Raw genomic sequence first — 22542 nt, 5'->3', positions numbered from 1 at the left:
TATTCACTTCGACAGCGAAGGAAGCCTGTGGCTGCCAGTTCGGAATCGTCAGAACCGTCCTCGAGCTCGAGAGCTGATCCTGTCTCCGGGCAAGCTACCTTCGTCGTCGTGGCGAATCGACTCCCGGTCGATCTCGAACGCCTTCCGGACGGCACCACACGTTGGAAACGCAGCCCAGGTGGCCTCGTCACAGCGCTCGAGCCGATCCTGCGACGCAACCAGGGCGCGTGGGTCGGCTGGGCGGGCGTCGCGGACGCCGAACTCGATCCCGTCGTCGAGGACGGACTCGAGCTCTACCCGGTTCCACTGAGCTCCGCCGAAATCGCCGAATACTACGAAGGCTTCTCCAACGCCACCCTATGGCCGCTCTACCACGACGTCATCGTCAAGCCCGAGTACAACCGTGACTGGTGGAACACCTACGTCGAGGTCAACCGCCGTTTCGCAGAAGCCACATCGGAGGCTGCAGCCCAGGGTGCCACCGTCTGGGTCCAGGACTACCAACTTCAGCTCGTACCGAAGATGCTGCGCATGCTGCGCCCCGACCTCACCATCGGTTTCTTCCTGCATATTCCGTTCCCACCGGTGGAACTGTTCATGCAAATGCCGTGGCGAACCGAGATCGTAGAGGGCCTCCTCGGCGCTGACCTGATCGGATTCCACCTGCCGGGCGGCGCTCAGAACTTCCTCTTCCTGGCCCGGCGACTCGCTGGGCAACAGACATCCCGCGGCAACGTGGGTGTCCGCTCCAAACTGGGCGTCGTGCAGGTAGGTTTCCGCACGGTGCGTGTCGGCGCGTTCCCAATCTCCATCGACTCGGGAAAGCTGGACGAACAGTCCAGGTCCAAATCGATCCGGGACCGTGCCCGAAAAATCCGCAAGGAACTGGGCAACCCCAAGCACATCATGCTCGGCGTCGATCGCCTCGATTATACGAAGGGCATCGATGTCCGCCTGGCGGCTCTGAAAGAGCTACTCGACGAGAAGCGCATCGATCCTGCCGAAACCATGATGGTGCAGCTTGCCACGCCAAGCCGTGAACGGGTCGACAGCTACGTACAGATGCGCGACGGGATCGAGCGTATGGTCTCGCGGATCAACGGCGAGTACAGCGAGGTCGGCAGACCGGTGGTGCACTATCTACACCGGCCGATACCCCGAGACGAGCTGATCGCCTTCTTCGTCGCGGCCGACGTGATGCTCGTGACACCGCTGCGCGACGGCATGAACCTCGTCGCCAAGGAATACGTGGCGTGCCGAAGCGATCTGGGTGGGGCACTGCTGCTCAGCGAGTTCACCGGCGCAGCGGCCGAACTGCGCCAATCGTTCCTGTGCAATCCCCACGATCTCGACAGCGTGAAGGACGCCTTGGAGCAAGCCCTCGAGCAGCCACGTGAAGACGGCCGACGCCGTATGCGTGCCCTACGCAGGCAGGTGCTCACTCACGACGTCGACCGATGGGCCAAGTCGTTCCTCGACGCTCTCGCTCACACCGGCGCTGCGGGTCCCGCGCTGATCGCCCCATCTGAGGCCACCGAATCCGACTTCTCCGAACACGCCACTGGAGAGAACTGACTCAGCGACTCAACTGACCGGAAGTCACCAGAAAGGCGACCAGGTCGCGGATCGTCTCGTCCACAGGACGCGGGACGTAGCCGAGTTCGGACCGCGCCTTGGTGCCGTCGATCATCGGCGCCGCGAGCAGCGCCGACATCGCGGACCGCGACAGCACGTCGGACCCGAACCTGGCCCCGATCGGTTCGGCGATCGGAAGTATGCGTTCGATGACGCTGAGTGGAAACGAGTACAACGGACCCCGACGACCCGCCACACGCGCCGCCTTGCGCACAACATCGTGCATGCCGAGCATGTGCCCCGAGATCAGGTAGTTCTCCCCAGTTCGCCCCTTCTCCCCGGCGACGATGAGGCCGGCGGCCACATCACGGACATCGACGAAGTCGAACGAGCCCTGCACAGCGGCAGGCACCCGCCCGCGGGCGGCGTTGCGCAGCAACGCGTTCACGCGCGAGAGGCCGTAGTCGATCGGGCCGTACACGCCGGTGGGGTTGCAGATCACGGCATCGAGACCGGCGTCGACGACCTCACGGAGTTCGATCTCGCCGGCCCACTTCGACCTGTCGTACACCGGGATCGACGCGTCGACCGAGCGGGGCGAGTTCTCGTCGAGAGTTCCGCCGCAACTGCTCTGGTCGAAGGAGTGAACGGAACTGCAGTGCACCATTCGCCGAACACCCACTGAGAGAGCGGCTTCGGCGACCGTACGGACTCCCCTGGTGTTGACGGTCCACGCCAGGTCGTTCTTCTGCGCGAGCGTGATCATCGCGACCAGGTGATAGACAATCTCGGCGCCACCCAAGGCCTGCTTCATCGATTCGACGTCGAGTACGTCGGCGTTCACCCATGTGACCCCGCAGGTGGGTGCGCGCCGCGAGGGCGCCCGGTCGATCGCGGTTACCTCGTGGCCGGCCTCGACCAACAGATCAAGCAGATTGCTTCCCACAAATCCCGCGGCGCCGGTAACTGCAACCCTCATCGACGACTCCCACTTGGTTGGGCCCTGCGACGCGGTGTCGTGGGTCGGCAACCGTCCAGGGCAACCCGAGAGTACTAGAACTTGTTCTATTTTAGAACGGAGGAAGCGGCTTGATCACTCTCGGCATCGGACCCGACACCGCTACACCGGAGTGAGCCGATCGACGAGCCAGCGATCGTCGACCTTCTGCAACGACACCCGCACCCGACTGCCCGACGTTCTGGCATCAGGGGACTCGGCACTCGTGGTGATCTGGTTGAGGTACAGCAGAACCACCGCCTCTGTCGGCGTGGTCGCCACAGGAGCAGCGGCCTGGACGGTCACCTGCACGGTGAGTTGCTTCTCCTTGGCGCCTGGACCGATGGTCTCCTGTACGAGCGCGGTGTACTCGTCACGGAACGAACCCGTGAGTCCGTCCGCCGCAGAGGCCAACTGGCTGTCGACGTCAGCGAAGTCATAGGCCAGCATAGCCACGGCTTGATTGCTCGCGGCCTCGACCGCCTCGGTTCGCGCCTGTTCCGCCAACCCGTCCTGCCGGTGGTTGTACCAGAGAAGACCCACCGCCACGGCGAGCGCGATTACCACGATGGCCGCAACAATCTTCAGCACCGTCTGGTTGTGCCCACCGAACTTCGTCCGGTCGTCGACGGCCACTTGTTCCGTCTGCATCCGAGCATTGTCCTCGCTCATGGGACGAACTCCACCTTCGATGCGGTCAGTTTGCCCTCGACTTCGGTGACGGTTACCCGCATTCGGAAGTCGCGTGCTGAGGGTTCCGGCTGTTCCGCGCTGGTCACCATCGTTCGGGCGGCCACCAGTACATTCGCGGAGATCTTCGTCTCCTCCTCGATGCCCGCCTCGATGATGTCGCCCTCGGTGGTCACATCGGCGGCCTTCACGACTTCCACGAAGGGATCCTCGCGGCCCTGGAACTCCTCGAGGAACTGCCCGGACGCCCCGGCAACGATCCGGTCGACGTCTTCCTTCGCAGTCTCGGGGTGAATGGTGGTCAGATTCATTACGGTCTGCCGGGCGGTGTCGACGAACGCTTGGCGGCGGTTGTCCCGCTCCTGGGCGGAACGTTGATCGAACAGCAGAACCACCGTTGCCGCGAGGAGCGCGACGATCACCAATGCGGTAATTACCCACGCCAATGATGACTTCAGCGGCCTGCGGGGCCACGGTGCGTCGGCAGCCGACGCACCGGCAGCCTGCGCCCCCAGCGGTGCAGGCGGTGCCGCAACTGCCGCGGAAGAGGTCTCTTTCGTCTCAATCCGCTCCGTTGCGGGTTCAGCGGTCCGATCAGTCGTCTTTGCCAGCACGACCGGCTTCGTGGCCTCAGTCTCGCCCACCGGCGGGCCCGCGTGACGGACGGCCCTCCGCCTGCTTCGGCCCTTCTGTGCGGACGTCGGCACGATCGGCGCCTCGTCTGCGGAGTCCGCGGTGCGCCCATCTGTGGTGAAGCTCAAAGCTGCTGACCTGTCATAATCGTCTGCCACGTGGAGTCCTTTCCCTGCCCCGCCAGATCCGGTTGGGTGTATGTCTTTCCATCCGAACCAATGAAGCTACCGGTAGCCGGGTCGTAGGGAACGGCCGTGATCGGCGCAGTTGCGGCGCCTTCGTAGGAACTCGGAATGGCAATGAATGAAGGTACATCCGGTGGCATGATCGGCCCGTAAGGCGGGTTGTTTCCCATCGCCTCCCAGCCATCATGGCACGCCTCCACGGTCGGCGCGCGGCGGCCAGGGTACTCCATACACGGCAGGTTCCGCGCGCCACGCACCACCGACGGGTCGTCCGGGGCGGCCTTGCAGTAAAGGTTGTTCGGGGTGGCGATCGGGTCCGTCTGGTCGCCACTGCGCCGCTGATCCGCAGGGAGGAACCCCGTCGTGCACGCCGGAGGGTCGGTCAGTTGCAGGGCGAAGTCGACGATCGCGCCGTCCTCGACCGGTCCCCCCGTCGCCGCTGTCACGAGCGCCGCGGTCAACGGCGGGTAGATGACCAGAACCTGCTCGATGCTCTTGTTGTAGATGACCCCGACCTGAGCGACACTCACCAGATTCCGGAGCAGGATCGGCAGGGTCGGCTGCAGGTCCTGGAACAACTGAGTGGTTTCCTGCGCCGCTCCCGGAGCCTTCGCGAGCACTGACCGCAGATTCGGGTCGCTTGCCCGCAGTTGATCGGTGAATGTCGTCAGATCCCGCGTCCAGGATCGGATCGCGTCGCTGCTGACGATCTGCGTATCGAGCAGGGGGTCGATCTGGTCGATCAGATCCTTGGTGGCGTCGGCGTTCGCGTCCGCCTCCTCTACGAAGAGTCGCGCGGAGTCGATGAGTCGCCGCAAATCGGGGCCTGATCCGTTGAACGCCGTGAACGCCTCATCGATCACCGTCTGTAGCCGGGTGTCCGAAATGCTCGCAAGCAGAACGTCTGCTTGGTCAAGCATCTCGCCGACATCCTGCGGGATGCTCGCACGATCGACTGGGATCACGTCGCCGTCCGCGAGCTGCAGTCCGTCGGCATCGGCGCCGTCGACCCGCGGAATCAGATCGACGTACTGCTCTCCGATCGCCGACACACTCTTGACGGTCGCATCGACATCGGCCGGAATCTTGTAGTTGCTGTCGAGTGACATCCTCGCGTCGACACCATTACCGGTGAGCGTGACCTCTTCGACCACACCGACATTGGTGCCGCGATACGCGACGTTGGCATTCGGGTACAACCCGCCCGTCGAGGGCAACTCCACAGACACCTCGTAACGCCCGATGCCGAGCAACATCGGCACCCTCACGTATTGGATTGACATCACCGTCAGTCCGATGACGGTGAGAATCGAGAAGAGGATCAGCTGAATTCGGACGAACCGCGTCATTCTCATGGTGCCGGCACCCCTCCCAGTTGCGGCGGAAGGCCGGGTATCTGTGGCAGTCCGGGAATCGCCGGCAATGCAGGTGCCGGATCCTCCGCCGGCAACAGGGGTGCCCTCAGCGGATCGCCCGACTCCCCGGCCACTCCGGCAAGCGCACCCACGGCACCCTCGACGCCGCCGAGTGACCCACCGAGCGCCGTTCCTGTGAGGAAGTTGTTGTCGATGCGTTCGTTGGTCATGTCGATCATCATCATGAGGTTCGCGTAGTCCCCCTTGATCGCATCGTCCATCGTCTTCATAGGGAACGGGTACGTGAGCATCAGGGTCAGCACCTCGGTCAGCGCACTCCCGGAGTTGGCGAGCTCACGCAAAACCGGCGTGAGATTGCGCAGGTTCGCCTTCAACTCCTCGCCACTGCTCTCTACGAGCCGGGTCACCGTGTCGCTGAGCTTGCCCACCTCGACCAGCGCGGTCGTCAGGTTCTGGCGTTGCTCGACGAGCACTTCCAGTGCGGGCGGGATGCCTTCCAGTGCAGCGTCAAGGGTGGCCTTCTGAGCATTGACCGTGCCCGACAACCGGTCGAGCCCTTCCATCGCACCGATGATGTCGCCCTTCTGCTGGTCGAGGCTGGTGACGAGCTGATCGAGTTGCGGAAGTAGGTCCCGGATCGCCTCTTCCCGGCCGCCCAGTGCGGCGTTGAGTTCCTGGGTGATATCTCGGATCTGGGCGATCCCGCCCCCGTTGAGCACCACCGACAACGATGACAGTGTCTGTTCCGTCGTCGGGTAGGCACCCGCCCGTTCGATCGGAATGACATCACCGTTCTCAAGCCTTCCTTCGGCCGCGGTGTCGACGGGCGGAGCCAATTCGACGTGCTGCGATCCCAGGAGACTGGTCTGGCCGATCTTGGCAGTCGCGTTGGCCGGCAACTGGACATCACCGTTGATCGAGACCGACACCAGCGCATGCCAGCCCTGCACGTCGATTCCCGTCACCGTGCCTACCGTCACGTCATTCACGCGCACCGGTGAGTTCTGGGTCAACGTCGTCACATTGGGCATCTGGATCTCGACCGTGTAGGCGTCGTCGCCACGACCCTCCGTACCGGGAAGTGGAAGTGAGTTCAGTCCTTCCCACTCGCACCCGCTCAGCGTCAGGGACAACGCGATCGCTGCTGCCGCGAAGCCGGTGCGATGGACGCGTAGGCGTTTTGTCATCGCCCACCCCCCGACTCGAGCAGATCCTGCAGACTCTTGGGTATGTCGACCGTAGGCATCCCCGCAATGGTCATGGGCGGGGTGGACTGCGCCGACATGGATGCCTCCAAGCTGGGTGGGGTGTACGCGATCTGGTCCGGAAAAGCATTCATCCCGGTGATCGGATTGGTCAGAATGGGCAGGTAGTTCGCCGTCAGCGAGTTGAGCACCGGGGACAGATACTGCGTGCACAGATCGGCGCTCCGGTCGGACTCGTTGGCCTCCAGGCTCTGAATGGCGCCGCACATGAAGTTGACGGGGTTCCCGAAATTCGACATCGCAATAGCACCGACCAGCGACCCCTGCGCCGGCTTGTAGATATTGCTGAAGTTAGCCAGGGCCGTTGGGGCGACGTGGAGAACCTGCTCTAGTTCTGGTCTCTTGTCGGCGAGCACCTGGGTGGCGTCGGCGAGACGGCCCACCTGTTCACTCAAGCCGGCCCGATTCTCCACCACGAACCGGTTGACGTCGCCGAGTGCAATGTCGAGATCGTTCAGAGCCGTTCCGAGCTCATCGGAATTGTCGGCGAGCATGCTCGATACCGACGCGAGCCGGCCCTCGAACTGGACGATCTGCTCGTTGCTCGACGACAGTGCCGCCACGAAGGTCTGCAGGTTACGGATGGTCGAGAAGAGGTCCGTCCGACCGTCCGACAAGATCCGCATGGTCTCCGACAACTCTCGCAGGGTGCTGCGCAGCGACTCACCGTTGCCGTCGAGATTGTCCGCAGCGGTGTCGATGAACGTGCCGAGGGCGCCCTGCGGGTCGGCGCCCTGCGGGCCGAGCGCCTCCGACAGCTTGTTCAACTCGGTCTTGATCTCGTCCCACTCCACCGGCACTGCGGTTCGCTCCATCGGGATGCTCGCGCCGTCGCCCATCGTCGACCCGCCCTCATACACCGGCGTCAACTGGATGAACCGTCCCGACACCAGGCTGGGCGCGACGATGACAGCCGCGGCGTCCGCGGGAATCTCGACGCCCTTCTTGACAGACATCGTGACCCGCGCGAAGTCTGCGCCCGGCTCAATGCTGTCGATGGTGCCCACCTTGACGCCCAGGACGCGCACGTCGTCTCCGGAATACAGCCCGGTCGTGGTCGGGAAGTCTGCGGCGATCGTGACCTGGAAGGGGTTGGGCACAAAGAACACTGCGACGCCCACGATCAGCGCCGCCGCGACGGCGGCAACGCCTACCCGGATCGACCATGTCTTCCGGGTGCGAGTCATTTCCATGTTCGTCATCGCGGCGGTTCTCTCAACTCGAAGGACGGACCCGTCTCCGTGTAGGCCTCGAGGTCGTTCGGAAGGTGCTCCGGCCACGTCACCGCATCGCTCAGCCCCTGGAACACATTGCCGATGCCAATGTTGTAGACGTAGGCCATGAAGAACGGGCCGCTACCTACCGTCTCACCGAGTTGGGTCGCATACGGCGCGAGACCGTCGAGAGCGTCCGCGACGTTGTCTTTGTTCCTCTGCAGGACGTCGACGACGGAGTTCAGCTTGTCGAGCGTCGGTTTCATCTGCTCCTGGTTGTCCAGGACGAGTCCGGTCAGCTGCCGGGACACCGCCGAGATGTTCACGATCAGTTGACTGATCGCCGCCCGGCGCCGGTCGAGTTCGCCGAACAGCTGGTTCCCGTCGACGATCAGGGAGTTGATCTGCCCGCTGCGCTCGGCGAGGATTCCCGTCACGTTCTCGGCACGCGAGAGAAGTTGCTTCAGACTCTCGTCCCGAGAATTGATGCTCTCGGACAACCGGGTCATCCCGTCCAGGGCCATGCGCAGTTCGGGCGGCGTGTTCTCCAGCGCGCCGGACATCGCATTCAGCGCATCGTTGATCTCGTCGGTATCCAGTTCTGACGCCGTCGTGGTGAGGTCTCCCAGCGCATCGTTGAGCGAGTACGGAGAGTTGGTGCGCTCCAACGGAATCGTCGACCCCACTGGCATCGCGTCCCGACCGCGAGGTGTGACCGCGAGCGACTTACGCCCGAGGACGGTGTTGGTCTTGATGTTCGCCTCGGTGGCGTCGCCGAGAGCGATGCCGTCCCCGATCGTGAACGTGACGACCACGTGCTGTTCGTCGAGTTCGACGTCCGCGACCTTCCCGACGTCGACACCGGCGAGCGTCACAGTGTCACCGGTCATCAGTCCGCCTGCGTCCTCGAAACTTGCCGAGTACTGCGTTCCACCCGACAGGAATTGCAGCTGATCGTATTGCAGGGTGGCAATCACGATCATGCTCGCGACGGCGACACCGATGATTCCCACTTGTACGGGATCGCGTTCATTCTTCATGGCTACGGTGCACACCTCCCCGACGTCTGACTACCCGGCATATTGAGGATCAGATCCGATCCGTCCGGTCCGGAGAACTTGAACTTGACTGTGCAGACGTACATCTGGAAGAAGCTGCCGTATGTGCCGATTCGAATGAGCTTCCGGTAGGCGTCCGGAAGATTCTGCAGAACCCAGTCGAGGTCGTCCTCTCCTGCCAAGAGTTGGGTGGCGGTGCGGTTGGCTTCGGCGATCGTGCTCTGCAGCGGGGGTCGTGTGCCTTCGAGTAGGTTTGCGAGATCCCCGGTGGCCCCGGCGATTCGGGGGATGGCGTCGCCGATCTGCTCACGGTCCTCCGAAAGCCCGCTGACCAACTGCTGCAGCGAGTCCAGCGTCGAACTGAACTGGTCGCCACGATCGTTGATCGTGCCGAGGACCTCATTGAGGTTCGTGATCACATCGCCGATCAACTGGTCCCGGTCGGCCAGAGTGTTCGTGAACGAACTTGTGCTGCCGAGCAACGAGACCAGTGTGTCCCCCTGCCCCTGGAACACCTGGACCAGTGCCGCGGACAGGTCGTTGACCTGTTGCGGATCGAGTGCCCGCAGCAGCGGTTTGAACCCGCCGAGCAGTAGATCCAGATCGAGGGCGGGAGAGGTGTTGTCGACGGGGATCGTGGCGCCGGCGGACAGTGGTTCCACCGAACCCACACCCTCAAGAATTTCCATGTATCGGTCGCCGACGAGGTTCTCGTACCGCACGGTCGCCTTGGTCCCGTCGAACAGCGAATACTTGGTGTCGACGGTGAAATCGACCGAGGCGAGGTTGTCGTCGTCGATGCTCACGTTGTCGACGGAGCCGACCGGAACACCTGCGATTCGCACCTTGTCGCCGGACTTCAGCCCTGATACGTCGCTGAACGTGGCGTGGTAGCCATGGGAACTACTGAACCGGTACTGACTGAACACCAGCGCGAGGCCGGCGAAGATCACCGACATCACCGTCGCGAAGATCAGCAGTTTGACCGAAGTTGCCCGCACCGTCACTGCCCGCCTTGCCCGGGATACACGCCCGCGAACAACAACTGGAAAACCTTCGGCAAGTTCACCTGGACCTCCGTTGAAGGCACGAACGGCACCGTTCCGGTATCGGCCACTACGAACTTTGCATTCACATTCGGGTCGGGATTCGGAAGGCCGTAGCAGTTCGGACCACCCGTTGCATTCACCTTCGGCAGATCCTGCGGATAGGTGTACGGCTCCTGCCCGTACAGGAAGCTGGCACTCAACGCGATACCCGGCTGATTGCCTCCGATGAGTTGTTCCGCGAGGGGGATCACGTTGTTCAGCCCAACGATGAAACAGGAGATCTCGGGCGAGTATTCGTTCAGCAGTTCCGTCGTCGGGAGAAGGAGGTCGAGAACGGATTCCAAATTCTGCTCGTTATCACTGAGCAGTGTGTTTGCGGTGTCCGCCAGGCCGATGACGTTGAGTAGCACTGCGTCCAGGTTGTCCTGCTCGTCGACGACGGTGGCGCTGGTCGCCGTTACGTTGTCGAGCACCTGCAGCAGATCCGGTGCGGTGTCGGCGTACACGTCGGTGACCTGTGCGGCCTTCGACAGATCCTCTTGCAGTTGAGGAAGACTCGGATTCATTTTTGCCAGGTACTCGTCTCCCTGCTCGAGCAGGGCGCCGAGTTCATCGCCACGCCCCCGCAGTGCCGACGAGATGGCACCGAGGGTGGCGTTGAGCTTCTCGGGCTGCACCTGGACCAGCACGTCGGAGAGGTGCTGGAAAACGGTATTGAACTCGACGGTGACATTGTCTGAGGCAATGACGGAGCCGGACTGGAGATGACTGGACGACGGGGCGGCGGGCATCGTGAAATTCACGTACTTGGCACCGAACACGGTGGTGGAGGTGATTTCCACCAATACGTTGGAGGGAATCAGCGACAACATGTCGGGGTAGATGGCTAGCTCCAACTCTGCGCCGTTCGTGACGTCCTCGATTGATCCGACGCGACCGACCTCGACGCCGAGAAGCTTGACCTTCGCGTCGGGGTCCATCACCAGCCCGGAACGATCCGACGTGACGGTGACGGGCACGGACTTGGTGAAGGTCCCGTTGAACATCGCCAACGAGACTCCAACGATCGTGAGAAGACTCACGACGAGCGCGAGCGCCGCGAGCTTCTTCTTCACACCCGAATGAGCCATCTACCGGCACTCCTATCCCGAGAGGTTGAAGTTGCCGGACGCCCCGTAGATAGCGAGCGAGATGAGCAGGGTAACGGTGACGACGGCGATCAGTGAGGAGCGCACCGCGTTGCCGACAGCGACTCCGACACCGACGGGACCGCCGGAGGCGTTGAATCCGTAGTAGGTGTGGATGAGCATGATCGCGATCGCCATCACGATGGCCTGAGCAAACGACCACAATATGTCCGTTGGTATCAGGAACGTCGAGAAATAGTGGTCATAGACGCCGGACGACTGATCGTAGAGCACCACGGTAGCGAATCGGCTCGCGACGAATGATGCAATGACCGCCAATGCGTACAGTGGGACGATCGCGATCATGCCCGCCATCACGCGGGTGCTCACCAGGTACGGGATCGATGGGATCGCCATCGTCTCGAGCGCGTCGATCTCCTCCGAAACCCTCATCGCGCCGAGTTGGGCGGTGGAGCCGGCGCCGATCGTGGCAGCCAGCCCGATACCCGCGATGACGGGGGCCGCGATGCGCACATTGATAAATGCCGCGAAGAAGCCGGTGAGCGCCTCGACACCGATGTTGCCGAGCGAACTGAACCCCTGCACGGCGATGGTGGCACCGGTGAACAGCGTCAGGAAGCCGACGATCACGACGGTGCCACCGATGACGGCCAGCGCACCCGTGCCCATGCTGATCTCGGCGATCAGCCGTAGCGTCTCCCGCCGGTAGTGAATCAAGGCGTGCGGGGCCGAACCAATGGCTTTCGCGAAGAACAGTGCCTGTTCACCGAGTCGGTCGATCGAACGAGATGCCGACGCGAATCGTCGGCGAGTTCGGGGAAAGCGCCCGGTCGCGACTGGCACCATCTACTCCACCATCATGTCGATCACCCGGCCGTCAGCTTGATGCCGACGGCGGTGACGAGAACGTTGACCACGAACAGTGCCATGAACGAGAACACGACGGTCTGATTGACGGCGTCACCGACACTCTTCGCGCCACCCTTGACGTTCAAGCCCAGGTAGGAAGCGACGAGGCCGGCGATCATGCCGAACAGGCCGGCTTTGACTTCCGAGATCACAAGCTCCCCGAATCCGGTGAGCAGCGTGATGCCATTGACGAACGCGCCCGGGTTGACGTCCTGGATGTAGACGGAGAAGACGAAACCGCCGAAAATGCCGATGGTGCAGACCAGTCCGTTGAGCAGGAGCGCCACGACGGTCGAGGCCAGAACACGGGGCACGACCAGTCGTTGGATCGGATTGATACCCAGCACGCGCATCGCGTCTATCTCTTCGCGGATGGTGCGAGCGGAGAGATCTGCGCAGATCGCCGTCGCACCGGCGCCCGCCACGATGAGCACGGTGACGATGGGACCGACCTGAGTGACGGTTCCGAGTGCGGCGCCCGCACCACTGAGATCTGCTGCGCCGATCTCACGGAGCAGGATGTTGATGGTGAAGCTCACCAGGACCGTGAACGGGATGGCGACGAGCACCGTGGGCACCATCGAGACCCGAGCGATGAACCATGCCTGGTCCACGAACTCACGGCGCTGGAATGGCCTCGAAAAGACTGCCTTCAAAGTCTCGCCCGACATCGCGAAGAACCCGCCGACCGCACGTAACGGCACCTCGAAGAGGTCAACCATTGCCCCTCCTCGTTCCACGATCGCGCACGGCACAGACTGTCGCATGAGCCCAGCCCATCGGGCCGTGACTTGGGTCATATTATTGAGAACGTGTTCACCTGTCAAAGGCGGTGTCACATCGGCAAGAATCTTCCCATATCCGCCACTCAGCGAAGAGCGGTTTCGATCAAAGAAAGGTTGCTTTACACCCACAAAACAGACACGGCTTTGCCAACGAACGACTTCGATTCAACAATCTGAAGACGCTATAGCACAAACATATTGATCGATCTGCATGAGCAGCGCCGACCTCGCGGCGGACATTCGACGGCGGCGATCCGGACGGTGGCGATTGGAGGGGAGCCTTCGCGACGAAAATCCGAATACTCGTGGGACGCCTCTCGACCAACGATCGCCGGCCGCGCACGCGCGGGAATACTGGAACACGATCTAGAGAATGACGGTGCCCCTTCTGCGCATCCTCACCATGATCACATGACCCGTCCCGATGGAGCCGCTCTGCAGTATCCCCCAATATCGGCCGTCAAAGCACATTGCCTACGAAGAGGATGCGGACTTCGTATCGCGAATCCACCCAGGAGAATCAGATCAACCCAGATCCCTCAGGGCTGCGGCAGCCGAAAACATAGTTGCCGGATCACGATCGCCGAAATAGCTGCCGAGTTCGGCCGCGAGCGCTTCGGGTGTCCACTGCCCGTCCACCGCGTCGAAGCGGCGCTCGACGACTGGCGCCGCCATCAACGCCACCATCGGCCCGTACACGACGAAGACCTGTCCGTTGACGGAATCCGCAGCGGGCGAAGCGAGGTACGCGACCAGAGCGGCCACGTGCTCGGGCGATAGCGGATCGACGCCCTCAGCCGGGGCCTCACCGAAGACCTTCTCCGTCATCGATGTGCGGGCACGGGGACAGATCGCGTTGGCACGAACGCCGTAACGGGACAACCCGCGGGCTGCCGACAAGGTCAGTGCCGTGATACCGGCCTTGGCCGCACCATAATTGGCCTGGCCCTCCGGTCCGAGCAACCCCGCCTCCGACGACGTGTTGACGATCCGCCCGTAAACCGGCGCCGCGGCCTTCTTGGACTCGCCCCGCCAGTACGAAGCCGCGGATTGGCACAGCAGAAAGTGGCCGCGGAGGTGAACCTTGAGTACCAGGTCCCAGTCTTCATCGGACATGTTGAACAGCATGCGATCCCGCGTAATGCCCGCATTGTTCACCAGAATGTCGAGTCCGCCCAGTCGGCCGTGTGCCGCCTCCATGATCGCGTCGGCAGTGGATCGTTCGCCGACGTCACCGGCCACGAATTCGACCTTCGCGCCCAGTCTCCGGATTTCCTCGAGAGTCTCCTCCACGGCATCGCTGGCGACCAAGTCGTTGACGACGACGGACGCGCCCGCGCGTGCAAGTTCAATCGCCTCGAACTTTCCGAGGCCGGATCCGGCGCCGGTCACGACGCTCACCTTGCCGTCCAGGTTCACATCGCGGTCAGTCACAGCATTCATGAACACGCTCTCCTGGTTCTGCGCACTCGACGCGATCGGGAACCCCGCCGAGACGACAGGACAAAGCAACTGTAGAACGTGTTCTTATTCTGGGCAACAATGGTCAGGGATGCTCGCTGAGCGCGGCCCTCGGGCACTGTGCGATCGCGGTGCGCACATCATCCTCCCGGTCAGCGGGCAGAACCGCGGTAGTGATGTGCAGCTGATCGTCGTCGTCGAGGTCGAAGATGTCGGGTGCGATCCCTACGCAGACACCATTGGCCTCACAGCGGTCGAAATCGACTCTGACCTCCATAGCTAATTTCCTCTTCCCCTTGTCGAGTCATTCACGGTGTCGAGTCATTCATGGCCCCGGCGCCGCCGACATGTGGCGGACACCGTTCCTCCAATTACACTAGAACCTGTTCCAGTCGTGTGCAATGATTCGTTTCACGACTGCGAGCAGTCCCACCTGGCTCGCCTCGGAACCAGTCGGGGCCGGCTCCGCCATTGCAGTGACTGGAACCTGTGCCAGATTTTGCTGATTTCAGCTCTCGACCGGAGAGGTATTTCGATGCACATCACCTACACGCCGCAGCAACAGCAGCTGAGGGAAGAACTGCGTGCGTATTTCGCGAAGCTGATGACGCCGGAGCGTCGAGAAGCCCTGGCCGCCAATACCGGCGAGTACGGCGAGGGCAACGTTTATCGCGAGGTCGTCTCCCAGATGGGTAAGGACGGCTGGCTGACTCTCGGATGGCCCAAGGAGTATGGCGGCCAGGAACGTTCGGCGATGGAGCAGCTGATCTTCACCGACGAAGCGGCCATCGCCGGTGCGCCCGTCCCCTTCCTCACCATCAACTCCGTAGCACCGACGATCATGCACTTCGGTACCCCGGAACAGAAGTCGTACTTCCTGCCCAAGATCTCCGCGGGTGAACTGCACTTCTCGATCGGTTACTCCGAGCCCGAAGCGGGAACCGACCTCGCCGCCCTCCGCACCGCCGCCGTCAAAGATGGCGACGACTACGTCATCAACGGCCAGAAGATGTGGACCAGCCTGATCGCGTACGCCGACTACGTGTGGCTGGCCTGCCGCACCGATCCCGAGGCCAGGAAACACAAGGGCATCAGCGTTCTGATCGTTCCGACGACCGCCGAAGGCTTCTCGTATACCCCCGTCCACACGATGGCGGGCCCGGACACGAGCGCGACCTACTACCAGGACGTGCGGGTTCCCTCGTCCGCGCTCGTCGGCCCCGAGCATGGCGGCTGGTCCCTGATCACCAACCAACTCAACCACGAACGCGTCGCCCTGACATCCGCCGGACCGGTTCTGACCGCCCTACGCGAGGTGCGCGAGTGGGCGCAAAACACCAAGTTGCCCGACGGGCGCCGCGTCATAGACCAGGAATGGGTCCAGATCAGCCTCGCGCGCGTTCATGCCAAGGCCGAATACCTCAAGTTGATGAACTGGGAGATCGCTTCTGGAGCGACTGGGGATGGCGCACCTGGTCGGGAGGCCGCGTCCGCCAACAAGGTGTACGGCACAGAATTCGCCACCGAGGCGTACCGCCTTCTGATGGAGATCCTCGGGCCTTCGGCCACACTGCGCCAGAACTCCCCCGGCGTCCTGTTGCGCGGCCGCCTCGAGCGGATGCACCGCTCGTCGCTGATCCTCACCTTCGGCGGCGGAACCAACGAGGTGCAACGCGACATCATCGGCATGACCGCCCTCGGACTGCCCCCCGCCAAGCGTTAGGACACACGAACATGGATTTCACCTATACCGAGGCCCAGCAGGATCTGGCGGGGCTCACCCGCGGGATCGTCGGAGAACTGGTCACCAACGAGCGGCTGCGCGAACTCGACGCCGCGGACGACCGACTCGACCGTCGTCTCTGGTCAGCTCTCTCGGCGTCTGACGTCCTGAGCGCCGCGCTCCCGGAATCGGTGGGTGGGGACGGGTTCGGTGTACTCGAGCAGTGCAGCATCCTCATCGAACTCGGGCGCGCGGTCGCCCCGGTGCCCTACCTCTCCACGATCGTCATGGCTGCAGGTGCCATCGCGAAATACGGTACCGCGCAACAGCGGTCCGAATGGGGGATGCCGGCGGCAAAGGGCACGAAGATCCTCACCGTCGCTCTCGACGAAGAACTGGGCGACACCCCGGGCGCACCCGTCACGCGCGCCGAGCGCGGCCCGAACGGATGGATACTCGACGGCACCAAGATCGTCGTGGACGCTGCACCGTCGGCTGACCTGTTCCTGGTCCCGGCCGCCACCCCGAACGGCGTCGCTGTCTTCCTCGTCCGACCTGACGACGCGGGCGTGACCGTCACCCGACAACACACCGTCGACCGGGCCAGCGTCGGCGAGTTGGCCCTGCACGGTGTCGTGGTCGGCGAGGACCGACTTCTCGGCACCATCGAGCAGGGGGGTGAGATCGTCGACTGGCTCGTCGAGCGCGGCTCCCTCGGCGCCTGCGCGTATCAGTACGGAGTGCTTGACCAAGCACTGGCACTCACCGCGGCGTACGCTCGCGAACGGGTGCAGTTCGACCGCCCCATCGGCAGCTTCCAGGCCGTGGCGCAGCGACTCGCCGACGGCTACATAGACGTCAAGGGTGTCCGACTCACACTGTGGCAGGCAGCATGGCGGCTCAGCGAGGGACTGCCCGGGGCGGGTGACGTCCACACCGCCAACTTCTGGGCCTCCGATGCCGGGCACCGGGTCGCCCATACCGTCATCCACGTCCACGGCGGTGTCGGACTCGACGAAGACCATCCTGTGCACCGGTACTTCCTGGCCGCCAAGGCTCTCGAGTTCCGACTCGGTTCGGCCACGCAGCAATTGCGGACGCTCGGAGCCGAATTGGCCACCGTCCCCTCATGACAGCGGCGCACACGCGCACAGTCACGGATCTGATCCTGGGGGTCGCCGACGCCCAGGCTCAGGGACTGTACTTCGAAGACCGCTTCCTGCCGTGGTCCGATCACGTGCGGGCGAGTGAGCGGCGTGCCGCGGTCCTCGAGGATCTACTCGACGCCAACGAGCCTCCGCACTTCGGCGTGCTGATGGACAACGTACCGGAGTTCTCGCTCCTCGCAGGAGCGGCCGCACTATCCGGCACCGTGCTGGTGGGGCTCAATACCACCAGACGCGGGGCCGCACTGGCCCGCGACGTCGAGATCGCGAAATGCCAGGTGATTTTCACCGAACGTGGACGCTCCGGGTTGCTTAAAGGGCTCGGCCTCGATGTGCCCGTCATCGACGTGGATTCGGAGTCGTGGGCGGCGTTGCTCGCCGGCGAACGACCCGAATTCACCCCCCGGACAGTGGCGCCCAACGACCTGTTCATGCTCATCTTCACATCGGGAACGAGCGGCGATCCGAAAGCAGTGCGCTGCACTCATGCGAAGATCGCCGACCCCGGGATCATGCTCGCCGAGCGCTTCGGTTTGTCACCGGACGATGTCGTATACATGTCGATGCCCCTGTTCCATTCCAATGCGATGATGGCGGCGTGGTCCGTGGCACTGGCCGGGCACAGTTCGATTGCGTTGCGACGCAAGTTCTCCGCATCAAACTTTCTCATCGATGTCCGCAGGTACGGCGTCACGTACGCCAACTACGTCGGCAAGCCACTGGCGTATGTGCTGGCGACTCCCGAATTGCCCGACGACGTCGACAACACCCTCCGATTGATGTACGGCAACGAGGGATCCGCTCCGGCCGTAGCCGCATTCTCGCGTCGCTTCGGTACCGCAGTGATCGACGGGTTCGGCTCCACGGAAGGCGGTATCGCCATTTCGGCCACACCCGGAGCGCCCCCGGGTGCGCTGGGAAGGCTCCCAGACGGGATCTCGATCTTGAACGGCGAGACTGGGCAACCCTGTCCGCCTGCGGAATTCGATTACTCAGGCCGATTGGTCAACGCCGACGCGGCGACGGGCGAACTCGTCAACACCACCGGTCTGGGGGCATTCGCGGGCTACTACAACGATCCCGCGGCCGATGCCGAACGGATCCGCGGCGGCATGTACTGGAGCGGCGACCTCGCCTACCGGGACGCGGACGGGTTCGTCTACTTCGCCGGGCGTAGTTCGGGCTGGCTGCGGGTCGATGGCGAGAACATCGGTTCCGCGATTATCGAACGCATCCTGCAGCGCTACGACGGATTCGCCCAGGTATCGGTGTATGCGGTACCCGACGCCGAGGTCGGCGATCGCGTGATGGCGGCAATCGTCCCGACGCGCGGTTTCGATCCCATTGCCTTTGCCGACTTCCTGGATGCGCAGTCCGATCTGGGTCCGAAGCAACGCCCGAGCCTGATCCGGGTGTGCACCGAACTTCCACGGACCGCAACGTTCAAGGTTCTCACCCGTGTATTGAGCGCCGAAGCGGACAACTGCGGCGATCCAGTCTGGGTTCGCGACGGCGCCCTCTACTCCCCCCTGTGAGTGTGCTATTTGAAGCCGTCGAGGCGAGTTACCGCCGAGTCGAAGCCGGCGACGAGTTCGTCCATTACCTCAGCCACCGGACGGATCTCGTTCATCCGGCCGACGATCTGACCCACCGGCATCGCCACGACGTCCGGGTTCTCGGAGGCGGTGATCCGCTGATGCGCCTCGCTGACCAAGAGGTTCTGTAGCGGCATTGGCAGTGGCGCCGGCGCTTCCGGCGCCGACCAAGCCTCGGTCCACTTGGTCTTGAGAAGACGAGCAGGTTTGCCCGTGTAGATTCGCGACCGCACCGTGTCCGAGGACGTCGCACGGAGGAATGCCTGCTGGACGGCGGACGGGCCCTCGGACGACGCACCGCCTAGCTTGTATTCGGACGTGGTGAGCCAGTACGACCCCATCCAGACGCCGGTGGCGCCCAGCGACAGCGCCGCGGCCACCTGACGCCCACTCCCGATTCCCCCGGCTGCGAGTACTGCGGCGGAATCACCAATGGCATCGACGATCTCGGGAACGAGCACCATAGATGCGATCTCGCCGGTGTGCCCACCGGCCTCGTAACCCTGTGCGATGACGATGTCGACGCCGTTCTCGACGTGCCTACGCGCATGCTCGACCGCGCCGGCAAGCGCCGCCACCGGCACGCCCTTCTCGTGAGCGCGGTCGACCACATCCTTCGGCGGCGACCCGAGAGCATTGGCGATCAGCGCGATGCGGTGATTGAGCGCCACATCCACGTGTGAGCGCGCCACCGAGTGCAGCCAGCCGAGTACACCCTCGGCGTGTTCGATGCCCGAATCCAGCCCCGGTACACCGAGTTCCGACAGAGTCCGGTCGACGAACGCTCGGTGCTCGTCCGGGATCAGCGAGTCGAGGTCCACCGACGTGCCCTCGGTCGGGATCTTCGCAGGCATCACGATGTCGACACCATACGGTTTGCCGTCGGTGTTCTCGTCCAGCCACGTCAGAACGGCCTCGAGCTCCTCGGGGTCGTTGAAACGGACGCAGCCGAGGACTCCCAAGCCGCCGGCCCGGGAAATCGCCGCGGCTACGTGTTCGGACGGAGTAAACCCGAAGATCGGGTACTCGATGCCGAACTTCTCGCTCAACCCTGTGTGCATTTAGGCCTCACTGCTCTTGATGGTGCTGCTCTCGGACTCGCCGCCGCCGTTGTGGTCGTCGGCCGGACGGGCCTCGGTCTGCTCCTTGGCCCAGCGATAGTCTGGTTTGCCTGCCGGCGAACGCTTGATCTCGTCGACGAACCACAGACTGCGCGGAACCTTGTATCCCGCAAGCTCCTTGCGCACCGCCGCGGCGATTTCGTGCAGGCCGGGTCGCAGCCCGTCACGGGTCTGTACGACGGCCGCAACGCGTTGGCCGAAGCGCTCGTCGGGGATGCCGACGACCAATGCGTCGAAGATGTCAGGATGCGATTTCAGCGCGCCCTCGACCTCCTCGGGGAAGATCTTCTCGCCTCCGCTGTTGATCGATACCGAACCGCGGCCGAGCATGGTTACCGTGCCATCGGCCTCCACCCGCGCGAAGTCGCCGGGAATGGCGTAGCGGATCCCGTTGAATTCCTTGAAGGTGGCCTTGGTCTTCTCGTCATCCTTGTAGTAGCCGAGCGGGAGGTGCCCCCTGCGCGCGAGGAAGCCGATCTCACCTGAACCCGGTTTGACCGGGTTGCCCACGTCGTCGAGAACCGTAGTGGACGCGTCGATCTTCACCGTCGGTCCGCCGCCGCGCGACTCGCCCTTCGCGACCACCGCAAGGCCGCCGAAGCCAGTCTCGGACGAACCGATGGAGTCGGTGATCATACGGTTGGGCAGAAGTTCGAGATACTTCTCCCTGATGCTCGGCGAGAACAGCGCCGCCGAACTCGCCATCACGTACAGAGAGGACAGATCGTATGGCTCGCCGGTCGCCTTGTTGCCCTCCAACAGTGCGTCGAGCATGGGACGCGCCATGGCATCACCCGTGATGAAGATGAGGTTGACCTTGTGCTTGTCGATGATCCGCCATACGTCGTGGCCGCCGAACTCCGGGTGCATGACGCACGTGCCGCCACCGAACAGGCTGTGAAACACCGCCCACTGGCTGCCACCGTGGATCATCGGCGGAATCGGAAAGCGGACCATGACGGGGTTCTCGGCGCCGACCTTAGCGAGTTCCCACTCGTCCTCGACGTATTCGCCGGTGATGAAGTTGATGCCGCCGCCGAGCACTCGCCACACATCTTCCTGGCGCCACATGACACCCTTGGGCTTCCCGGTGGTGCCGCCGGTGTAGAGCATGTACAGGTCGTCGTTGCTACGTTCACCGAAATCGCGGTCGGGGGAACTCTGCGCCAGCGCGGCCTCGTACTCGACCCCTTCGTACGCGAGTTCGGTACCGTCTTCGATTACGATGGTGGTCTTCAGCAGCGGTGTCTCGGGCAGCACAGCGGCCACCTTGTCGGAATACCGACGCTCGTGGATGAGTGCAACCATGTCCGAGTTGTCGAAGATGTAGTGCAATTCGTTCTCGATGTAGCGATAGTTGACGTTCACCATCACTGCGCGGATCTTGAAGACCGCCACCATGGCTTCGATCGCTTCGATGGTGTTGCGGCAGTATATACCTACTTTGTCGCCGGGCTGGACACCCTGTTCACGCAGGTAGTGGCCGAGGCGATTGGCCCTCTCCTCCAACTGCGCATACGTCACCTCCCGATCGCCGGCCAACAGCGCGACACGGTCGGGAATAAGATCGATTGTGTGCTCTACGAGGTCTGCGATGTTAAGGGCCACGTCAACAAAGTAGAACGTGTTACCGTTTCTGGCAAGACCCAATTCGAGATCCAGCTCACATACCTTCGGGAGATTTCAGTGTCCTCCACAACGACCGAAAAGTCCGACGTCTCGGCACAGTCGCCGCACTGCCTCGTCGAGAAGCGCGGACACGTTCTGATCGTCACGATGAACCGCCCCGAGGCGAAGAATGCGCTGTCCGGCGAAATGATGACGATCATGCGGGACGCATGGGAGCAGGTCGACTCCGACCCGGACATCCGGGTCGCAATCCTCACCGGCGCAGGCGGGGCGTTCTGCGCGGGCGCGGACCTGAAAGCCATGACGTCACAGCACCCCGGTGACTCCTTTTCCGGCGGCGGCTGGGACCTGTCAAAGATCGAGGCACTCCTGAAGGGCCGACGCGTCACGAAGCCACTCATCGCCGCAGTCGAAGGTCCAGCCATTGCGGGCGGCACCGAAATCCTCCAGGGCACCGACATCCGCGTCGCCGGCGAAAGCGCCAAATTCGGCGTCTCCGAGGCGAAGTGGGGACTGTTTCCCCTCGGTGGATCGGCGGTGCGCCTCGTCCGGCAGATTCCGTACACCGTCGCGGCCGACATCCTGCTCACCGGTCGCCACATCAAGGCGCCCGAAGCCAAGGAGATCGGACTTATCGGGCACGTCGTCCCGGACGGGCAGGCGCTCGACAAGGCCCTCGAACTCGCCGACCTCATTGCAGCCAACGGCCCCCTCGCGGTTCAGGCCATCCTGAAAACCATCCGCGACACCGAAGGCATGCACGAAGAAGATGCCTTCCAGGTTGACGCCGCCCTCGGCACCGAAGTCTTCAAGAGTGCAGACGCCAAGGAGGGCCCCCGCGCCTTCACCGAGAAGCGCGCGCCGAATTTTGAGGGGCGCTAGCTGTATGCAGTGACGCATAACCAAGGTGAGTTCACTTCGTTGGCCGGCGTCCGAGTTCGGGCGAACCGACCACGAGGGGGT

At 63.2% G+C, this 22542-nt stretch carries 19 protein-coding genes and 1 pseudogene; 5 read left to right on the top strand and 15 right to left on the bottom strand.

What is annotated here, in order from left to right; all coding sequences use genetic code 11:
- Nucleotides 1–27: 27 nt before the first annotated feature.
- Entirely contained in the window at nt 28–1575 is a 1548-nt protein-coding gene (locus RM2_RS01200; protein WP_072687009.1) for an alpha,alpha-trehalose-phosphate synthase (UDP-forming), read from the top strand.
- Here RM2_RS01200 and RM2_RS01195 read toward each other — a convergent pair.
- From RM2_RS01195 to RM2_RS01135, 13 genes and pseudogenes are all read right to left on the bottom strand, one after another.
- A pseudogene (locus RM2_RS01195) lies at nt 1488–2554 on the bottom strand (NAD-dependent epimerase/dehydratase family protein). The gene RM2_RS01200 and the pseudogene RM2_RS01195 sit on opposite strands and share 88 nt — an antisense overlap.
- A 141-nt stretch (nt 2555–2695) precedes the next feature.
- Complete coding sequence (locus RM2_RS01190; protein ID WP_373863273.1) at nt 2696–3223, bottom strand: Rv1363c family protein; 528 nt, start codon at nt 3221–3223, stop codon at nt 2696–2698.
- Nucleotides 3224–3240: 17 nt separating this feature from the next.
- Nucleotides 3241–4053 carry an Rv1363c family protein gene (locus tag RM2_RS01185; protein WP_245813683.1) on the bottom strand — a complete coding sequence of 271 codons (813 nt, stop codon included), beginning with the start codon at nt 4051–4053 and terminating at the stop codon, nt 3241–3243.
- Complete coding sequence (locus tag RM2_RS01180; protein ID WP_072687006.1) at nt 4020–5435, bottom strand: MCE family protein; 1416 nt, start codon at nt 5433–5435, stop codon at nt 4020–4022. The genes RM2_RS01185 and RM2_RS01180 overlap by 34 nt, the downstream gene beginning before the upstream one ends.
- Nucleotides 5432–6643, bottom strand: coding sequence for an MCE family protein (locus RM2_RS01175; RefSeq protein WP_072687005.1), 1212 nt, complete (start codon nt 6641–6643; stop codon nt 5432–5434). Before RM2_RS01175 ends, RM2_RS01180 begins: the two co-directional genes overlap by 4 nt.
- Entirely contained in the window at nt 6640–7923 is a 1284-nt protein-coding gene (locus RM2_RS01170) for an MCE family protein (RefSeq protein ID WP_072687004.1), read from the bottom strand. The genes RM2_RS01175 and RM2_RS01170 overlap by 4 nt, the downstream gene beginning before the upstream one ends.
- Nucleotides 7920–8975 (bottom strand): MCE family protein, encoded by a 1056-nt coding sequence (locus tag RM2_RS01165; protein WP_072687003.1) that lies wholly within the window; start codon nt 8973–8975, stop codon nt 7920–7922. Before RM2_RS01165 ends, RM2_RS01170 begins: the two co-directional genes overlap by 4 nt.
- Before the next feature lie 2 nt (nt 8976–8977).
- Complete coding sequence (locus tag RM2_RS01160; RefSeq protein ID WP_084721579.1) at nt 8978–10000, bottom strand: MCE family protein; 1023 nt, start codon at nt 9998–10000, stop codon at nt 8978–8980.
- Nucleotides 9997–11172, bottom strand: coding sequence for an MCE family protein (locus RM2_RS01155; RefSeq protein WP_072687002.1), 1176 nt, complete (start codon nt 11170–11172; stop codon nt 9997–9999). Before RM2_RS01155 ends, RM2_RS01160 begins: the two co-directional genes overlap by 4 nt.
- 12 nt (nt 11173–11184) lie before the next feature.
- Nucleotides 11185–12036, bottom strand: a complete 852-nt coding sequence (locus RM2_RS01150) for an MlaE family ABC transporter permease (protein ID WP_072687001.1) — start codon at nt 12034–12036, stop codon at nt 11185–11187.
- A 20-nt stretch (nt 12037–12056) separates the two neighbouring features.
- Nucleotides 12057–12821, bottom strand: a complete 765-nt coding sequence (locus RM2_RS01145) for an MlaE family ABC transporter permease (RefSeq protein WP_072687000.1) — start codon at nt 12819–12821, stop codon at nt 12057–12059.
- Between the two features lie 588 nt (nt 12822–13409).
- Complete coding sequence (locus RM2_RS01140; protein WP_072687197.1) at nt 13410–14327, bottom strand: 3-oxoacyl-ACP reductase; 918 nt, start codon at nt 14325–14327, stop codon at nt 13410–13412.
- A gap of 103 nt (nt 14328–14430) precedes the next feature.
- Nucleotides 14431–14622, bottom strand: coding sequence for a ferredoxin (locus RM2_RS01135; protein ID WP_072686999.1), 192 nt, complete (start codon nt 14620–14622; stop codon nt 14431–14433).
- A gap of 258 nt (nt 14623–14880) precedes the next feature.
- Between RM2_RS01135 and RM2_RS01130 the strand changes: the two genes are divergently transcribed.
- The 3 genes from RM2_RS01130 to RM2_RS01120 are packed head-to-tail and all read left to right on the top strand — an operon-like array spanning nt 14881 to nt 18769.
- Entirely contained in the window at nt 14881–16068 is a 1188-nt protein-coding gene (locus RM2_RS01130; protein ID WP_072686998.1) for an acyl-CoA dehydrogenase family protein, read from the top strand.
- Nucleotides 16069–16079: 11 nt separating this feature from the next.
- Nucleotides 16080–17201 carry an acyl-CoA dehydrogenase family protein gene (locus RM2_RS01125; RefSeq protein WP_072686997.1) on the top strand — a complete coding sequence of 374 codons (1122 nt, stop codon included), beginning with the start codon at nt 16080–16082 and terminating at the stop codon, nt 17199–17201.
- Nucleotides 17198–18769 (top strand): long-chain-fatty-acid--CoA ligase, encoded by a 1572-nt coding sequence (locus RM2_RS01120; protein ID WP_072686996.1) that lies wholly within the window; start codon nt 17198–17200, stop codon nt 18767–18769. Before RM2_RS01125 ends, RM2_RS01120 begins: the two co-directional genes overlap by 4 nt.
- 5 nt (nt 18770–18774) lie before the next feature.
- Here the strand turns inward: RM2_RS01120 and RM2_RS01115 are convergent, their stop codons facing one another.
- A complete protein-coding gene (locus RM2_RS01115) occupies nt 18775–19890 on the bottom strand; it encodes an NAD(P)H-dependent flavin oxidoreductase (RefSeq protein ID WP_072686995.1) in 1116 nt (371 codons plus the stop codon).
- Nucleotides 19891–21558 carry an acyl-CoA synthetase gene (locus RM2_RS01110; RefSeq protein ID WP_072687196.1) on the bottom strand — a complete coding sequence of 556 codons (1668 nt, stop codon included), beginning with the start codon at nt 21556–21558 and terminating at the stop codon, nt 19891–19893.
- Nucleotides 21559–21636: 78 nt separating this feature from the next.
- On the opposite strand from RM2_RS01110, the gene RM2_RS01105 reads away from it, so the two are divergent.
- Nucleotides 21637–22461 (top strand): crotonase/enoyl-CoA hydratase family protein, encoded by an 825-nt coding sequence (locus tag RM2_RS01105; RefSeq protein ID WP_072686994.1) that lies wholly within the window; start codon nt 21637–21639, stop codon nt 22459–22461.
- The last annotated feature ends 81 nt before the right edge of the window (nt 22462–22542 follow it).

Source organism: Rhodococcus marinonascens NBRC 14363, assembly GCF_001894885.1.
Taxonomy (GTDB): Bacteria; Actinomycetota; Actinomycetes; order Mycobacteriales; family Mycobacteriaceae; genus Rhodococcus_F; species Rhodococcus_F marinonascens.
Note: the sequence above shows the minus strand (reverse complement) of the source record. Positions and strands in the feature narration are given on the sequence as shown.

Coding starts and splice junctions, on each gene's coding strand:
- RM2_RS01190 (WP_373863273.1), bottom strand. CDS start 3,223: ATGCAGACGGAACAAGTGGCCGTCGACGACCGGACGAAGTTCGGTGGG.
- RM2_RS01180 (WP_072687006.1), bottom strand. CDS start 5,435: ATGAGAATGACGCGGTTCGTCCGAATTCAGCTGATCCTCTTCTCGATT.
- RM2_RS01175 (WP_072687005.1), bottom strand. CDS start 6,643: ATGACAAAACGCCTACGCGTCCATCGCACCGGCTTCGCGGCAGCAGCG.
- RM2_RS01170 (WP_072687004.1), bottom strand. CDS start 7,923: ATGACGAACATGGAAATGACTCGCACCCGGAAGACATGGTCGATCCGG.
- RM2_RS01165 (WP_072687003.1), bottom strand. CDS start 8,975: ATGAAGAATGAACGCGATCCCGTACAAGTGGGAATCATCGGTGTCGCC.
- RM2_RS01155 (WP_072687002.1), bottom strand. CDS start 11,172: ATGGCTCATTCGGGTGTGAAGAAGAAGCTCGCGGCGCTCGCGCTCGTC.
- RM2_RS01150 (WP_072687001.1), bottom strand. CDS start 12,036: ATGGTGCCAGTCGCGACCGGGCGCTTTCCCCGAACTCGCCGACGATTC.
- RM2_RS01145 (WP_072687000.1), bottom strand. CDS start 12,821: ATGGTTGACCTCTTCGAGGTGCCGTTACGTGCGGTCGGCGGGTTCTTC.
- RM2_RS01140 (WP_072687197.1), bottom strand. CDS start 14,327: ATGAATGCTGTGACTGACCGCGATGTGAACCTGGACGGCAAGGTGAGC.
- RM2_RS01135 (WP_072686999.1), bottom strand. CDS start 14,622: ATGGAGGTCAGAGTCGATTTCGACCGCTGTGAGGCCAATGGTGTCTGC.
- RM2_RS01130 (WP_072686998.1), top strand. CDS start 14,881: ATGCACATCACCTACACGCCGCAGCAACAGCAGCTGAGGGAAGAACTG.
- RM2_RS01125 (WP_072686997.1), top strand. CDS start 16,080: ATGGATTTCACCTATACCGAGGCCCAGCAGGATCTGGCGGGGCTCACC.
- RM2_RS01120 (WP_072686996.1), top strand. CDS start 17,198: ATGACAGCGGCGCACACGCGCACAGTCACGGATCTGATCCTGGGGGTC.
- RM2_RS01115 (WP_072686995.1), bottom strand. CDS start 19,890: ATGCACACAGGGTTGAGCGAGAAGTTCGGCATCGAGTACCCGATCTTC.